General features: G+C 70.7%; 16 protein-coding genes. 13 read left to right on the forward strand and 3 right to left on the reverse strand.

What is annotated here, in order from left to right:
* Positions 1 to 56 precede the first annotated feature (56 nt).
* The 9 genes from QNA09_RS26255 (at position 57) to QNA09_RS26295 (ending at position 9,440) form a co-directional block, all read left to right on the forward strand.
* Positions 57 to 689, forward strand: a complete 633-nt coding sequence (locus QNA09_RS26255; RefSeq protein ID WP_225223152.1) for a hypothetical protein — start codon at positions 57 to 59, stop codon at positions 687 to 689.
* The gene (locus QNA09_RS26260) at positions 689 to 916 is read left to right on the forward strand and encodes a helix-turn-helix transcriptional regulator (RefSeq protein ID WP_017681506.1); all 228 of its coding nucleotides are present in this window, start codon (positions 689 to 691) and stop codon (positions 914 to 916) included. The genes QNA09_RS26255 and QNA09_RS26260 overlap by 1 nt, the downstream gene beginning before the upstream one ends.
* A gap of 110 nt (positions 917 to 1,026) precedes the next feature.
* On the forward strand, positions 1,027 to 1,164 hold the full coding sequence (locus QNA09_RS26265; RefSeq protein WP_017681507.1) for a hypothetical protein: 138 nt from the start codon (positions 1,027 to 1,029) through the stop codon (positions 1,162 to 1,164).
* A 264-nt stretch (positions 1,165 to 1,428) separates the two neighbouring features.
* Positions 1,429 to 2,115 (forward strand): hypothetical protein, encoded by a 687-nt coding sequence (locus QNA09_RS26270; RefSeq protein WP_048773627.1) that lies wholly within the window; start codon positions 1,429 to 1,431, stop codon positions 2,113 to 2,115.
* A 44-nt stretch (positions 2,116 to 2,159) separates the two neighbouring features.
* Positions 2,160 to 4,094, forward strand: coding sequence for a histidine kinase (locus QNA09_RS26275; protein ID WP_048773629.1), 1,935 nt, complete (start codon positions 2,160 to 2,162; stop codon positions 4,092 to 4,094).
* On the forward strand, positions 4,079 to 4,741 hold the full coding sequence (locus tag QNA09_RS26280; protein ID WP_010594919.1) for a response regulator transcription factor: 663 nt from the start codon (positions 4,079 to 4,081) through the stop codon (positions 4,739 to 4,741). The genes QNA09_RS26275 and QNA09_RS26280 overlap by 16 nt, the downstream gene beginning before the upstream one ends.
* 149 nt (positions 4,742 to 4,890) lie before the next feature.
* Positions 4,891 to 6,105, forward strand: a complete 1,215-nt coding sequence (locus tag QNA09_RS26285) for an acetyl-CoA C-acetyltransferase (protein WP_010594920.1) — start codon at positions 4,891 to 4,893, stop codon at positions 6,103 to 6,105.
* Between the two features lie 28 nt (positions 6,106 to 6,133).
* Complete coding sequence (locus QNA09_RS26290) at positions 6,134 to 8,284, forward strand: 3-hydroxyacyl-CoA dehydrogenase NAD-binding domain-containing protein (protein ID WP_026137955.1); 2,151 nt, start codon at positions 6,134 to 6,136, stop codon at positions 8,282 to 8,284.
* 121 nt (positions 8,285 to 8,405) lie between these two features.
* On the forward strand, positions 8,406 to 9,440 hold the full coding sequence (locus tag QNA09_RS26295; RefSeq protein ID WP_048773631.1) for a type IV toxin-antitoxin system AbiEi family antitoxin domain-containing protein: 1,035 nt from the start codon (positions 8,406 to 8,408) through the stop codon (positions 9,438 to 9,440).
* Between the two features lie 38 nt (positions 9,441 to 9,478).
* On the opposite strand, the gene QNA09_RS26300 is transcribed toward QNA09_RS26295, so the two are convergent.
* Together QNA09_RS26300 and QNA09_RS26305 are read right to left on the reverse strand one after the other, a co-directional pair.
* Positions 9,479 to 10,780 (reverse strand): class I SAM-dependent methyltransferase, encoded by a 1,302-nt coding sequence (locus tag QNA09_RS26300; protein ID WP_010594923.1) that lies wholly within the window; start codon positions 10,778 to 10,780, stop codon positions 9,479 to 9,481.
* On the reverse strand, positions 10,777 to 12,210 hold the full coding sequence (locus tag QNA09_RS26305) for an FAD-binding oxidoreductase (RefSeq protein ID WP_010594924.1): 1,434 nt from the start codon (positions 12,208 to 12,210) through the stop codon (positions 10,777 to 10,779). Before QNA09_RS26305 ends, QNA09_RS26300 begins: the two co-directional genes overlap by 4 nt.
* A gap of 136 nt (positions 12,211 to 12,346) precedes the next feature.
* On the opposite strand from QNA09_RS26305, the gene QNA09_RS26310 reads away from it, so the two are divergent.
* Complete coding sequence (locus QNA09_RS26310) at positions 12,347 to 12,781, forward strand: SRPBCC family protein (RefSeq protein ID WP_010594925.1); 435 nt, start codon at positions 12,347 to 12,349, stop codon at positions 12,779 to 12,781.
* On the opposite strand, the gene QNA09_RS26315 is transcribed toward QNA09_RS26310, so the two are convergent.
* Positions 12,778 to 13,536, reverse strand: a complete 759-nt coding sequence (locus QNA09_RS26315; protein ID WP_119699341.1) for an Rv3717 family N-acetylmuramoyl-L-alanine amidase — start codon at positions 13,534 to 13,536, stop codon at positions 12,778 to 12,780. The two genes, QNA09_RS26310 and QNA09_RS26315, sit on opposite strands and share 4 nt — an antisense overlap.
* Positions 13,537 to 13,612: 76 nt before the next feature.
* Here QNA09_RS26315 and QNA09_RS26320 point away from each other — a divergent pair, with 76 nt between their 5' ends.
* The 3 genes from QNA09_RS26320 to QNA09_RS26330 are packed head-to-tail and all read left to right on the forward strand — an operon-like array spanning position 13,613 to position 15,108.
* Positions 13,613 to 13,936, forward strand: a complete 324-nt coding sequence (locus QNA09_RS26320; protein ID WP_010594927.1) for a YbaB/EbfC family nucleoid-associated protein — start codon at positions 13,613 to 13,615, stop codon at positions 13,934 to 13,936.
* 9 nt (positions 13,937 to 13,945) lie between these two features.
* Positions 13,946 to 14,554 (forward strand): recombination mediator RecR, encoded by a 609-nt coding sequence (gene recR / locus QNA09_RS26325; protein ID WP_010594928.1) that lies wholly within the window; start codon positions 13,946 to 13,948, stop codon positions 14,552 to 14,554.
* Positions 14,551 to 15,108, forward strand: coding sequence for a TetR/AcrR family transcriptional regulator (locus tag QNA09_RS26330; protein ID WP_010594929.1), 558 nt, complete (start codon positions 14,551 to 14,553; stop codon positions 15,106 to 15,108). The genes recR and QNA09_RS26330 overlap by 4 nt, the downstream gene beginning before the upstream one ends.
* Positions 15,109 to 15,170 lie beyond the last annotated feature (62 nt).

The raw sequence follows: 15,170 nt of genomic DNA on the forward strand, positions 1-15,170 counted from the left end.
GTTGCCTCCCATATCGATTATCGATAGGCTATCGATAATCGATATGGGAGGGTGTCATGAGTACGTCTTCGGTGTCCGTTCTCCGGCCCACCGCGAAGGACCGGCGCGACCTGTGGGCGAGCATGGCCGTGTTCGCCGGTACCGCGGCGGTGGTCGTCGCCGACTACGTCGCCACCCTGTCCGGGCAGCTCTCGGCCGCGACGGTGACCGCGCGCATGGAACTCGGCGAGGCGGCCACCCCCGTCCCCACGCCGTCCGGTGTGCAGGCGTCACTCGACGGCGCGGTGACCACCTCGCTGCCGGTCGCCGAGCTGTCGCCGGTGACCGTCGCGCTGCTGCGGACGGGCGACGCGGCGCAGACGCTGAGCTACCTGGCCGTGCTGGGGCTGCTGGCCCTGCTCGTGCGCCGGTTCGTGCAGGGCCGGATGTTCGACCACGGCACCTACCGGCTCACCTACCACCTCGGCTGGGTGGCACTGACCATCGCCCTGGTTCCGATGTTCCCCCGGATCACGGGCACCAACATGGCGATCCGCGATCTCGGTCTCACCCACGTCCCCGGCGTCGAGGGCAGTTGGCTCGGAGCCGAGTTCTGGCTGGTGTACGCCGGGGCGATGGTGCTCTCTGCGGTTGCGATCGCGATCCGGGTGGGCAACCGGATGGCACGCGACCAGGAAGGACTCGTGTGATGCCGCCGGAGGCAGAACACGCCGTCCACTGCCGGCTCGACGACCTGCTCGCCGAGCGCGGCATGACCCTCGCGACGCTGTCCGAACGGGTCGGGGTCAGCGTCGCCAACCTGTCCGTGCTGAAGAACGACCGCGCTCGCGCCATCCGGTTCTCGACACTGACCGCGATCTGTCACGTCCTCGGCTGCACCGTCGGGGACCTGCTGACCGTGCAACCCCCGCGGTGACCGCCCGAAGAACTCCTGCGGTACGGGACGCGCGGCGCACATTGTCCGGTCCTTGCGGCGAATGTCTCCCGGCCGTTGCGGATGCGCGCCCGAACCGCTTCCATTGAGTGATGCCGCGGTGGTGCTGGGACGAGGACGAACCGCTGTTCGGTGACGTCGAGTCGCCGGCCGGTGGTGTGGCCATCGCCGGTTGCTCGGCGCTGATCGCCCTCGTCGCGCTGCTGGTGATCGGCCCCGCCCTGGTGTGAACCACGTCCGGTCCCCCCACCCCCTCCTTTTGGGGTTCCGCGCGCGAAAGTGCCTGTTGCGCTCGTACTTACGCGCGCAACTCGCACCGACGCGCGCAACTTGCCCTGACGCGCGCCACGTGCGTCCGACGCGCGCAACTTGCACCGGCGCCGCGCCGGGAGAATTCCCACCGGGACGGGACGGGTGTCCCTGGCGACCGGGACACCGGGCGCAGCACCCTCTCCGTCAGGCGCAGAGCGCGCCGGGACGAGGGAGGGACACCGATGAGCACAGCGAGCGTGACGGAGGACAGCCGCACGGGCGCACGGCGCGCGTCGTCGAGCGCCTGGGCCTGGGGCGGGGCCGTCGCCGGCCTCGCCGGGGTGGTCGCCATCCAGGCGAGCATGGGCATGGGCGCCGCCTACGACGAATCCACGGCGGGCAACGCGTCCGCCATCGCCGACGCCTTCGCGGGTGAGCGGACCGAACTGCTGGTGATGCACCTGTCGCTGATGGTGTCGACGGTGCTGCTGCTGATCTTCGCCGCGGGTCTGCAGCGCCGCCTGCGGATCGCACTGCCCGACGACAGCCTCCTGCCGGCCGTCGCGGCGTTCGGGCTGCTGCTCACCGCGACGGCCTGCCTGCTCGGCGCCGGCCTCGACACCGAATTGCTGTTCGGGCTGAGCGAGCCGGGACAGATGGTCGCCGAGGTCGCCGTCGTCGGTTCGCACTGGGTCGGCACGATCCCGTGGCTGTGGGTGGGCGCGGGGGTCAGCGGCCTGGCGGTGGCCGCCGCCTCGCTGCGCCACGGCGCGACGCCGCAGTGGCTGGGCTGGGCGAGCGTGGTGCTCGGCGGCCTGACGGCGCTGCTCGGGATCTCCCCGCTGCAGTACATGGCCGGCTTCGTCGGCCCGGTGTGGGTGCTCGTCGCCGGCGTCGGATTCGCCGTCTCCGACAGGGCACGCCGATAGGCTGCCGCGCGACGGGACCGGCCGCGGGGCATACTCACCGCACCATGGCTGTTGCGGACGCATCCGAGACGGCGGCGGGCACCGGTGGCGCACCGGGGCCCGCCGCCGTCGTCGCCGTGCTGTCGTGCGGTCTCGCCGTCGCCGCCCTCGCCGTCTTCGCGGCCGCTCGTCCGGACCTCGACTCGGACCAGCTGTTCTTCCTCGTCGACGTCGTCGGTGCCGCGGTATACGGCACCGTCGCCGGGGTGGTGCTCGCCCGCCGGGTGCATCCGGTGCCGCTGCTGCTCTCGCTCGCCTCGATCGGCGTCGGGCTGTCGGCCCTGAGCTACGCGTGGACGAAGCTCGCGCAGGTGCGGCCCGGACTGCCGTTCGCCGGGGTCCTCGCGCCCCTGCAGAGCACCACGTGGATCCCCGGCACCCTGGCGCTGTTCCTGGTGGTGCCCTGGTTGGTCCGTGACACACCGCTCGACCGGCGCGCCCGCCTCGGTGTGCTCACCGGTGCCGCGGTCACCGGCTGGTTCTTCTGGGCCCGTACCTTCACCGGCACCGCCGTCGGCTGGCTCGTGCTGCCCGTCGTCACCGTCGGTCTGCTCGCCGCGGCGGACATCACCTACCGGTGGCGGCGCGGCCCGGTGTCCGACCGCATCGGCCTGGGCTGGCTCGCGCTCGGCACCGCACTGATGGCCGTGTCCTACATCCCGCTCGCGGTGCCCGGCCTGCCGTGGATGCTCACCCCGCTGCTGCACCTGGCCACCCAGGCGTTCTACCCGATCGCGATCCTCGTGGTGGTGCTGCGGCAACGATTGTGGGGGCTCGACCTCGCCGTCAGCCGCGCAGCCGTCGCCGGCAGCCTCGTCGCGGTACTCGCCACCGGCTACCTCGTCGTGACCGCCACCGTCGCCCTGATCCTGCCCACGGACGGCTCGGTCGTGGCCCAGGCCGTCGCCGCGGTCGCGGTGGCGCTGGCGGTGCAGCCGGTCCGGGCCTGGCTGACGCGGCGCGTGCACATCCTCGTCTACGGCGAGGGCGACGATCCGGCGAGCGCGGTGCGCCGGCTCGGCCGGCACTTCGCCGGGGCACAGACGCCGCGGCAACTGCTCGAGGATCTCGCCGCCGGCATCGGCGTCGCGCTGCGACTCGAGTCCGTGACGGTGCGCCGCGGCGACGAGGTGCTCGCCCGCTGGGGCACCCCCACCGGGCCCGCCGAGGAGGTCGTCCTGCGCGACGGCCGGGTCGCGGTGACGGCGCCACCCGGCGAGACCCTCGGGCCGCGCAGCCTCCGCGCACTCGGCGAACTCGCCTCCGTGGTCGAGGCCGGTCTCGTGGTGCTGCGATCCTCGGAGGAGCTCGACGCGGCCCGTGCCCGGCTCACCGAGGCCCGGCTCGCCGAACGCCGCACCATCCGCCGGGAACTGCACGACGGGCTCGGTCCGTCGCTGGCCGGGATCCGGCTCGGGCTGCAGGGCGCCCGCAACCTCGTCGACACCGACTCCGCCGACGCCGTTCCGCTGATCGACTCCCTGCTGCGCGAACTCGACCACCAGGTCGAGGGGGTGCGCGAGCTCTCCCGGGGGCTGCTCCCGCCCGCGCTCGACGAGCTCGGTCTCGCCGCCGCGCTCGAGGAGATGTCGGCTGTCCACTCGCGCAGTGGGTTTCGCGTCGAGGTGGACGCCGACGTGCCCTCGGGCCGCAGCGGTCCGGTCGTCGCGGCGGCGTACGGCATCGCCGCCGAGGCGGTCACCAATGCGCGGCGGCACAGCGGGGCCGACGGATGCCGCGTGCGCGTGCGGGCCTCGGCGGACCGGCTCACCCTCGAGGTGCGCGACGCGGGCCGGGGGATGGACCGGAACGCGCGACGGGGAGTGGGGACGCACAGCATGCGCGAACGCGCCGAGGACGTCGGCGGCAGCGTCGCGATCACGGGGGCGCAGCCGCACGGCACCGTCGTCACGGCGCACCTGCCGTGGGGACCGTCGTGAGCGCCCCCACGGCGATCGCCGTCGCCGTCGTCGACGATCATCCCGTGTTCCGGCTCGGCCTCGTCGCCCTGCTGGGCACCCTCGACGGCATCGAGGTGGTGGCGCAGGCAAGTTCGGTCGCCGAGGCGCTCGAGGTGATCACCGCGGACGTCGACGTCGTGCTCATGGACCTCGAACTCGGGGACGGCTCGGGCATCGAGGCGACCCGGCTGCTGCTCGGACGGTTCCCCGAGTTGCGGGTGCTGGTGGTGACCATGCACGAGGACGAGGACTCGCTCGTCGCGTCGGTGCGCGCCGGGGCGCGCGGCTATCTCGTCAAGGGTGCGGACCCGTCGGGCGTGGAGCGGGCGATCCGGGCCGTCGCGGACGGCGAGGTCATCGTCGGCGCCGCCGTCGCCGCCAAGGCGATCGGCGCGATGGCGGCCTCCCGCACCCTCGCGCCCACGGTCTTCCCGGAACTGACCGACCGGGAACGCGAGGTGCTGGACCTGATGGCGCGCGGGCACGACAACGCCACCATCGCCCGCCGCCTGGTGCTGAGCCCGAAGACGGTGCGCAACCACGTGTCGAACGTGCTCGGCAAGCTCGGCGCGGCCGACCGGTCGACCGCGATCGTGCAGGCCCGCGAGGCCGGCCTGGGGGTGTGAACGTCCGCTCGGTTCGGTCACGGACTCCGCTCGGTTCGGTCCTTCAGTCCGCGGCGTCCCGGCTCCTAGGGTGGACGACGTCGGGCGTGACGGCTGTCACGAGCTGGCGCCCCTCGCATCCGCAAAGCACGGGAAGGAACCTGCGCACTGTGACCTCCGAGGCATTCATCTACGAAGCCATCCGAACTCCGCGCGGCCGCGGCAAGAAGACCGGGTCGCTGCACTCGGTCAAGCCGATCTCCCTGGTCACCGGCCTGATCGACGAACTGCGCGTGCGGTTCCCGGACCTGGACGAGAACCGCATCTCGGACCTGATCCTCGGCGTCGTCGGGCCGGTGGGCGACCAGGGCGCCGACATCGCCCGCACCGCGGTGACCGCGGCGCGCATGCCCGACACCGTCGGCGGCGTGCAGATCAACCGCTTCTGCGCCTCCGGCCTCGAGGCTGTGAACATGGCCGCGCAGAAGGTCCGTTCCGGCTGGGACGAACTCGTCGTCGCGGGCGGCGTCGAATCGATGTCGCGGGTGCCGATGGGCTCCGACGGCGGCCCGTGGGCGCTGGACCCCGCCACCAACTACGACACCTACTTCGTGCCGCAGGGTGTCAGCGCCGACCTGATCGCCACCATGGAGGGCTTCAGCCGCGAGGACGTCGACGCCTACGCGCTCCGCTCGCAGCAGCTCGCCGCGGCGGCCTGGTCCGGCGGCTACTTCGCCAAGTCCGTGGTGCCGGTCAAGGACCAGAACGGCCTGACCGTCCTCGACCACGACGAGCACATGCGTCCCGACACCACCCTCGCGGGTCTGGCCGGACTGCAGCCGTCGTTCGCGATGGTCGGCGAGATGGGCGGCTTCGACGCCGTCGCGCTGCAGAAGTTCCACTTCGTGGAGAAGATCGACCACGTCCACCACGGCGGCAACAGCTCCGGCATCGTCGACGGCGCCGCGCTGGTGCTCGTCGGTTCCGAGCAGGCCGGCAAGGACATGGGTCTGACCCCGCGGGCGCGCATCGTCGCCACCGCCACCTCGGGTGCGGACTCGACAATCATGCTCACCGGTCCCACCCCGGCCGCGCACAAGGTCCTCGCCGCCGCCGGCCTGACCGTGGACGACATCGATCTGTTCGAGATCAACGAGGCGTTCGCGTCCGTCGTGCTCAAGTTCCAGAAGGACCTGAAGATCCCGGACGAGAAGCTCAACGTCAACGGCGGCGCCATCGCGATGGGGCACCCGCTCGGCGCGACCGGCGCCATGATCATGGGAACGATGGTCGACGAGCTCGAGCGCCGCGGTGCCCGCCGCGCCCTCGTCACCCTCTGCATCGGTGGCGGCATGGGTGTGGCCACGATCATCGAGCGCGTCTGAAACTTCGGAAGGGACTGGGGAATTCACAGTGACTGAGAACAACATGATCGGCTGGGAGCGCGACGCCGACGGCATCGTGGTGCTGACCCTCGACGACCCGAACCAGGGCGCGAACACCATGAACGAGCTGTACAAGGCGTCGATGAAGGCCACCGTCGACCGCCTCGTCGCCGAGAAGGACGACATCACCGGTGTCGTGATCACCTCCGCCAAGAAGACCTTCTTCGCCGGCGGCGACCTGAAGAACATGATCAAGGTCGGGCCGGAGGACGCGCAGCGGATCTTCGACGAGGTCGAGGCGATCAAGGCGGACCTGCGCCGGCTCGAGACCCTCGGCAAGCCCGTCGTCGCCGCGATCAACGGCGCGGCCCTCGGCGGCGGCCTCGAGATCGCGCTCGCCACCCACCACCGCATCGCGGCCGACGTCAAGGGCGTCCAGATCGGCCTGCCCGAGGCCACGCTGGGCCTGCTGCCCGGCGGTGGCGGCGTCACCCGCACCGTGCGGATGCTGGGTCTGCAGACCGCGCTGATGCAGGTGCTGCTGCAGGGGCAGCGCTACAACCCGGCCAAGGCGAAGGAGATCGGCCTGATCGACGAGATCGTCGGCGGCATCGACGAACTCGTCCCCGCCGCCAAGGCGTGGATCAAGGCCAACCCCGAGGGCGGCGTGCAGCCCTGGGACAAGAAGGGCTTCAAGATCCCCGGTGGTACCCCGGCGTCGCCGGCGTTCGCGGCGAACCTGCCGGCGTTCCCGGCGAACCTGCGCAAGCAGCTCAAGGGTGCCCCGATGCCGGCGCCGCGGGCCATCATGGCCGCCGCCGTGGAGGGCTCGCAGGTCGACATCGACAATGCGTCGAAGATCGAGGGCCGGTACTTCACCGAGCTCGTCACCGGCCAGGTCGCCAAGAACATGATCCAGGCGTTCTTCTTCGACATGCAGGCCATCAATTCCGGTGCGTCACGGCCGAACCAGGCCGACGGCACGCCGTTCCCGAAGACCACCTTCCGGAAGGTCGCCGTGCTGGGCGCCGGCATGATGGGCGCGGGCATCGCCTACGTGTGCGCCAAGGCCGGCATGGACGTGATCCTCAAGGACGTCTCGATCGAGTCGGCGCAGAAGGGTAAGGCGTACTCGGAGGGCCTCGAGGCCAAGGCGCTCTCGCGCGGCAAGACGACGGAGGAGAAGTCCGCGGCGCTGCTTGCCCGCATCACTCCCAGCGCGGACGTCGCCGATCTGGCGGGTGCGGACCTCGTCATCGAGGCGGTGTTCGAGAACACCGAACTCAAGCACAAGGTGTTCCAGGAGATCCAGGACGTCGTCGCGCCGGACGCGGTGCTCGGTTCGAACACCTCGACGCTGCCGATCACCGGTCTCGCGGAGGGCGTGATGCGGCAGGAGGACTTCATCGGCCTGCACTTCTTCTCGCCGGTCGACAAGATGCCGCTGCTCGAGATCATCGCCGGGGAGAAGACCTCCGACGCGACGCTGGCCAAGGCGTTCGATCTCGCCCAGCAGATCCGCAAGACCCCCATCGTCGTCAACGACTCGCGGGGCTTCTTCACCTCGCGCGTCATCGGCACGTTCGTCAACGAGGCGATCCGCATGGTCGGCGAGGGCATCGAGCCGGCGACGATCGAGCAGGCCGGTTCGCAGGCCGGCTACCCGGCGCCGCCGCTGCAGCTGTCGGACGAGCTGAACCTGACGCTGATGCAGAAGATCCGCAAGGAGACCGAGGCGGCGACCGAGGCGTCGGGACTGAAGGTGCCGCAGGACGATTCGTCCACCGTCGTCGACTTCCTCGTCGACGAGGGCCGTCCGGGCCGTGCGGGCGGCGGCGGCTTCTACGAGTACGTCGACGGCAAGCGCAGCCGCATCTGGCCGGGCCTGCGGGAGAAGTTCGACAGTGCCCCCACGGACATCCCGATCCAGGACCTGATCGAGCGGATGCTGTTCATCGAGGCCATCGAGACGCAGAAGTGCTTCGACGAGGGCGTGCTGCGCACCACCGCCGACGCCAACATCGGCTCGATCCTCGGCATCGGCTTCCCGGCCTGGACCGGTGGCGTCGCCCAGTACATCGCCGGCTACCCCGGCGGTAAGGAGGGCTTCGTCAAGCGCGCCGAGGAACTCGCCGCCAAGTACGGCGAGCGCTTCACCCCCCCGGCGTCCCTGCGCTGACCCCCGTGCGCGGTTTTGGTAGCCATCGCTACCAAAACCACGCACGAGTTCTCCACAGGTGAGGGCTCCCGGCCACGGTCGGGGGCCCTCGTTCGTCGCGGGGTCCGCCATCATCGACCGCATGGGGGACTTCGAGAAGAGCGACGTGCAGAAGCTGTTCGACGATCGAGCCGGCCTGGTGACCCAGACCGAGCTGACCGACCTGGGGGTGGGGCGGGGAACAGTGCGGCATCTGCTCGACACCGGGCGGTGGCAGCGCGTCCTGCAGGGCGTCTACGCCGTCAGCAGCGGGCCGCTGACACGGACCATGGTGCTCGAGGCGGCGCTGCTCTACGGGGGTGGAGCGGCGATGCTGAGCCATCGCACTGCGGCGGAGCTGTGGGGCATGCTCCCGGTCGACGACACCGCACCGGTGCACATCACCGTTCCCGTGGGCAGGTCGGCCCTACCCCAGCGAGCGACGATGCGGGCACCCGGACGGAAAGCGACGCTCCCGGTGTCGAAGCCGGACGCCGTTCTTCATCCGGGGGTGATCGTGCACCGGTCCCGGGCGCACGCCCACATCGGCGTCGATCGGTACCTGCCGCGCACGACCAAGGTCGACACCGCACTGGATCTGGCCACCGCGCAGCCGTCGCCGCGGGAGGCGTACCTGTCGCTGATCTCCACGGTCACGAACGCCGGGATCCGGCTGCACACCGTGCGACGGCGACTCGAGGAGCGGCCGCCGTACCGGTATCGGACCGCGCTCGACGAGGCCGTGACACTGCTGGCGGAGGGGGTGCAGTCCGTCCTGGAGTACCACTACGCGATCGATGTCGAGCGTGCGCATGCACTGCCCGTGGCGGACCGGCAGAGCCCGGTCGTCGTGGACGGCAGGACCCTGTACGAGGACTGCACGTACGACGGCGCCGGATGCCCGCTCACGGTGCGGTTGGACGGCAGGTGGGTGCATTCGATGCGCGAAGTCGCCTTCCGCGACCGGCGTCGGGACAACGCCGCTGAGCTGGCCGGACGATCGCGGCTGGTCTTCGGATACCGGGAGGTGGCGTCGTCGCCGTGCGACGTCGCGCGCGAGGTGGAGACGGTGCTGACCCGGTTGGGCTGGGTCCGGGACGAGCCGAACCCCTGCTCGTGCCGTGCGCGGTTCTGGTAGTGGGTACTACCAGAACCGCGCACGGGCCGCGGAGCGGCCTATGCGACCCACCACGGGCGCAGCGGGACGTTCGGCTCCTGATCCGGGCCGAGCTTGACGGCCAGGACGTGGTGCAGCTGCACGACGTTGCGTTCGAAGCCGAGGCGGGAACCGGCCATGTACAGGCCCCACACGCGGGCGGTGCCCTCGCCGACCTCAGCGACGCACGCGTCCCAGTTGGCGACGAGGTTCTCGCACCAGCCCTTCAGGGTCAGCGCGTAGTGCTGGCGCAGGTTCTCCTCGTGCAGCACCTCGAGGCCGATGTCCTGGATCTCGGTGATGATGCGCCCCGAGCCGGTGAGTTCCCCGTCGGGGAAGACGTACCGGTCGATGAAGCCCCCGGCCTTGACGGGGCCGCGGTTGACCGGACGGGTGATGCAGTGATTGAGCAGCAAGCCGCCCTCGCGCAGCTTGTCGTGCAACCGCCGGAAGTACGTGGGGTAGTTCTGCACGCCGATGTGCTCGGTCAGCCCGATCGAGGAGATCGCGTCGAAGCCCGTCTCCGGCACGTCGCGGTAGTCGGAGAAGCGGACCTCGGCGAGGTCGGTGAGTCCCTCGTCGGCGATGGCCTTCTGCGCCCACTCCGCCTGCTCCCGCGACAGGGTGACGCCGAGTGCCTTGACGCCGCGCCGTGCCGCGTACCGCACCATCCCGCCCCAGCCGCAGCCGATGTCGAGGAGACGGTCCCCGGGCTGCAGCCGCAGCTTCTCGAAGACGAGGCGGTACTTGTTCTCCTGTGCGTCCTCGAGACTCTGCGCCTCGGAGTCGAACAGCGCGCACGTGTACGTCATGGACGGGCCCAGGACGTGCTCGTAGAACGCGTTGGAGACGTCGTAGTGATGGTGGATCACCTCGGCGTCACGGCTGCGCGAATGCCGGAGCCCCTCCGCGAACCGGCGCCAGCGCGGCAGGTGCTCCTGCGGGGGCGGCGCGATGGGCTTGAGCGTCTCCAACCCCAGCGAGCGGGCGATCTGCGCGAGCGTCAGTGCCGGTGGACGCTGGAAGTGCAAGTCGCCCAGGGCCTTCAGGAGCTCGTACGGGTTGCCGGGATGGACGCCTTCGGCTTCGAGGTCACCCGAGACGTAGGCGCGGGCCATGCCGAGGTCGCCGGGTGCCGTCGCCAGATAGGTCGTGCCGCGCGTGGAGGTCAACCGCAGGCCGTACGGGGCGTCCGCCGGGCCGGCGCTGGAGCCGTCGTACGCGGTGAACCGCACCGGCAGCTCGCCGCCGGTCACGGTCTCGAGAATCTGGGCGAGCGTGAGCCGGCCGTCGGGAATGCCTGGTTCTCGCAACGTGGTCATCTGTTGTGCACCGCCTTCGAGAAGAGGTCAAGCAAACGGGATTCGGGGTCGTAACGCTTCTTCAGGGCGGGATAGTCCCCGCCGCCGTAGTAGAGCTCTTCGAACTCCGCGCGCGTGTAGTACGAGTCGGAGTACAGCGATTTGTGGCCGTCGAGCTCGGCGACCTTGTGTTCGATGCGACGGTTCGCGGCGCCCTCGATCTCGCCGGCAACGGCCGGGACCGACGACCAGAAGCCGACGTTGACATAGGTGCGTTTCGGTTCGAGCGGGTACAGGGGCCACGGCCGCTGGGCGTCGCGCGCCACCGGGCCGCCCTCCCGTAACCGCAAGGGGCACAGCCAGACCGGCTCGATCGGAATCTCGTCGAGGAACCAGCGCAGGAACTCGGCGGTCCGTTCGATCGGCACCTCGATGTCCTGCACGACGCGTTCGCGCGGCAGGTTGCCCTTGCGCCGCTCGATACGGTCGGCGACGCCGTAGCGGTGGTCGAGGGCGATCAGCTTCCAGTAGAAGCTGCTGCGGAGCAGGCGCTTCGGCCACAGCCGCCGGATCCGGGGGTCCTGGGCGCCGAAGGCGCGCGAGCACCAGAACCAGTCGGTGTCCCACCGCCACAGGTAGTCCCGGACGGTGAGGCGGTCGGTCCGCGGATGGTTGACGGATGCGTGCTGGATCGAGCGGTAGTAGATGTTTTCGCCGGTGTAGTCGCTGACCGGGCCGGGGGCGTCGGTCTGCGTCCCGAGGGTCAGGTAGGACTCCGCGGCGGAGAACATCACCCCGTCGAGGTAGTCGACCGGCACCCCGGCGTGCACCCGCTCGGTGGCGATGCGGTCGAGGGCCGACTGCATCTCGTCGAGCGAGTCGAACCGCAGATGCCGCAGCGCCACGTACGGTTTCACCGGTTCGAGTTCGATGCGCAGGCGCGTGGCGTAGCCGAGGGTGCCGTAGGAGTTGGGGAAACCGTGGAACAGGTCGGCGTGCTCACCGTCGGGGGTGGCGGTGACGATCTCGCCCGCGCCGGTGAGGATGTCCATCTCGAGGACCGACTCGTGCGGCAGGCCGTTGCGGAAGGAGGTCGACTCGATGCCGAGCCCGGTGACCGCGCCGCCGAGCGTGATCGTCTTCAGCTGCGGCACCACCAGGGGTGCGAGGCCGTGGGGCAGGGTCGCGTCGACCAGGTCCTCGTAGGTGCACATGCCGGCGACGTCGGCGGTGCGCGCGACGGGGTCGACGGAGACGACGCCGCCGAGGCCGGACACGTCGAGGCCGGGCGCGTTCACCCGGGCCCGGGCCCGGAAGAGGTTGGAGGTCTTCTTCGCCAGGCGCACGGGGGCGTCGGCAGGGATGGCGCGGTAGGAACGCAACAGGCGCTCGACACCCGCCCGATGTGCGGATTCTCCGCTCGGGACTACGACTGACTTCGGCTTCTGCATACGACTCCCTGGGGCGACGCACGGTGGCGACCTTCACAATAGCCCCGCGGGCCCGCCCGGGCGCGACGATGCAGCAGGCAGGATGGGAACCGGTGACGGCCGCGCTCCGAGCGGCCCACGGGCAACAGGAGGAACAGTGGGACAGGTAAGCGCCAGCAGTTCGATTCAGCTCGCCGCGGCGCCGGAGCGGGTGCTCGAGGCCCTCGCGGACTACGAGTCGGTGCGTCCGCGCATCCTCCCGGAGCAGTACCGCGACTACCGGGTGCTCTCGGGTGGTCGCGGCGACGGCACGGTCGTGCACTGGATCCTGCAGGCGACGAAGAAGCGGGCTCGCGACGTCGAGGCGCGAGTGGCGGTCTCGGGCAGCACGATCACCGAGCGGGACGCGAACTCGTCCCTGGTGACCACGTGGAGCGTGGTGCCCAACGGCACCGGTTCGACCGTGGTGACGTTGACCGAGTGGAAGGGTGCGGGCGGCATCGGCGGCTTCTTCGAGAAGACCTTCGCGCCGCTCGGGCTGCGCAAGATCCAGGAGCAGGTGCTGGCGAACCTGAAGCGCGAACTGGACTAGAGGGCGTCGGCGGGGTCGCCGGCGAACGCGACGATCCCGGCGACGACGGCGGTGGCGTAACGCTGCCGCCCGTCGGGATCGGTCATCGTCGCGGCGTCCGTCGCGTTGCGCATGTTGCCGAGCTCGACCAGCACCGACGGCCGTCGGGCCAGATTGAGTCCGGCCAGGTCGTCGCGACCGAGCAGGCCGTCGGTGCCGAGGTAGGTGGACGGGGTCAGTCCGGCGTCGACGAGGGCGTCGCGCACGGCGACGGCGAGGGCGACGGACGGGCCGGCCTGCACCTCGTCGAGCGGGGGCGCCGAGTAGTTGACGTGGAAGCCGCGCCCGTCGGCGGGGCCGCCGTCGGCGTGCAGGCTGACCACGACGTCCGCGCCGGAGGCGTTGGCCTCTTCCGCGCGCCGGTCCACGCAGGCCGCGACGGACGCGTCGTCGGGGCGGCTGAGCAGCACGTGCGCGCCGAGCTCCCCGAGTTCGGCGCGCACGAGCATCGCGACGTCCCAGTTGAAGGTGTGTTCCGCGTAGCCCGAGTCGGTGCTGGTGCCGGTGGTCTGGCAGTTCTTGGTGCCGCCGCGGCCGGTGGGCACCTGGGCGGTGATGCTCGCGTCGTTGGTGCCGTTGTGGCCGGGGTCGAGGAAGACGGTGCGGCCGGTCAGCGGCAGGTCCGGGGTCGCGGTCGCGGGGACTCCCGGCAGGGACAGGGCCAGCACGCAGGTGGCGGCGACGGTGATCCGGCGGGACAGTCCACGCACGCGCATTCCGTCACGGTACCGGGGACGGACTACCCTGAGTTGCGAAATCCCGCGAAAGGACATGCCTGTGGAACCCGGTGGAATGCCCGACATGCAGCAGCTCCTGGCGCAGGCGCAGCAGATGCAGCAGCAGCTGATGGCCGCCCAGGCGGAGATGGCGCAGGCGGAGGTGACCGGCCAGGCCGGTGGCGGCCTGGTGACGGCGACGGTGAAGGGGACCGGTGAGGTCGTCGGCCTTCGGATCGACCCCGAGGTCGTCGACCCCGAGGACGTGGAGACGCTGCAGGACCTGGTGATCGGCGCGATCGCCGACGCGTCGGCGAAGGCGCAGGAGATCGCCTCCGAGAAGCTCGGCCCCCTGGCCGGTGGGCTCGGCGGCGGCATTCCCGGTCTGCCCGGCTTCTAGAGGAGTCACGTGTACGAGGGACCGGTCCAGGACCTGATCGACGAGCTCGGCAAGCTGCCGGGCATCGGTCCGAAGAGCGCCCAGCGCATCGCGTTCCACCTGTTGTCGGTCGAGCCGCCGGAGCTCGACCGGCTGCAGGCGGCCCTGCAGCAGGTGCGCGACGGCGTCCGGTTCTGCGAGGTGTGCGGCACGGTGGCGGATCAGGAGCGGTGCCGGATCTGTTCCGATCCGCGCCGGGACCGGACCCAGATCTGTGTGGTCGAGGAGCCGAAGGACGTGCAGGCCATCGAGCGCACCCGCGAGTTCCGTGGGCGCTACCACGTGCTCGGCGGCGCCCTCGATCCGCTCAGCGGCATCGGTCCGGACCAGTTGCGGATCCGTGAGCTGCTCACCCGCATCGGCAATCAGGAGGACGGCGTCGACGTCACCGAGGTGATCATCGCGACGGACCCCAACACGGAGGGCGAGGCCACGGCGACGTACCTCGTGCGGATGCTGCGGGACTTCCCCGGCCTGACCGTGACGCGGCTGGCGTCCGGTCTGCCCATGGGGGGCGACCTCGAGTTCGCCGACGAGCTGACCCTCGGGCGGGCGCTCTCGGGCCGACGCACACTGTGACCGCCCCGAGACGCACCGGGGAGCAGACGCGCCGCCGGATCCTCGACGCGGCCGGCATGGCGTTCGCGACGCGTCCGTACCGCGAGATCACCCTCAAGGACATCGCCGAGGACGCCGGCGTCAGCCCGGCGCTGATCATCAAGTACTTCGGTTCCAAGGAGCAGTTGTTCGACGCGCTGGTCGACTTCCAGAGCGCGGCGGACGTGTTGTTCGACGGTCCCCTCGAACAGCTGGGGGAGCGGATGGTGTCGATGCTGGCGCGGCCGCTCGAACCGTACAAGCCGCTCTCGATGAACATCCTGTTCATGAGCGGGGCGAGCGAGGAGAGCAACAGCAAGCTCCGGGAGAACTATTCGAAGCAGATGATCGACGCGCTCGCGGCACGCCTGCCCGGCCCGGATGCACGGTTGCGGGCGGAGCTGGCGATGTCGATGGTGATGGGTCTGGCGATCATGCGGCGGCGCATGCTCGCGGAGCGCGCCACCGGTTCGGTGCCGGACGTGGTGGCGCGGTACGCGCCGCTGGTGCAGGAGCTGCTCGACGGGGCGGAGTGACCGACGGCCCGGAGTGAGATGCGGGTCACCTCTGTTGCGGGGTAAACGGCTATTCACTTAGC

The sequence above is a fragment of the Rhodococcus sp. AH-ZY2 genome, assembly GCF_030916465.1.
Lineage (GTDB): Bacteria > Actinomycetota > Actinomycetes > Mycobacteriales > Mycobacteriaceae > Rhodococcus > Rhodococcus ruber.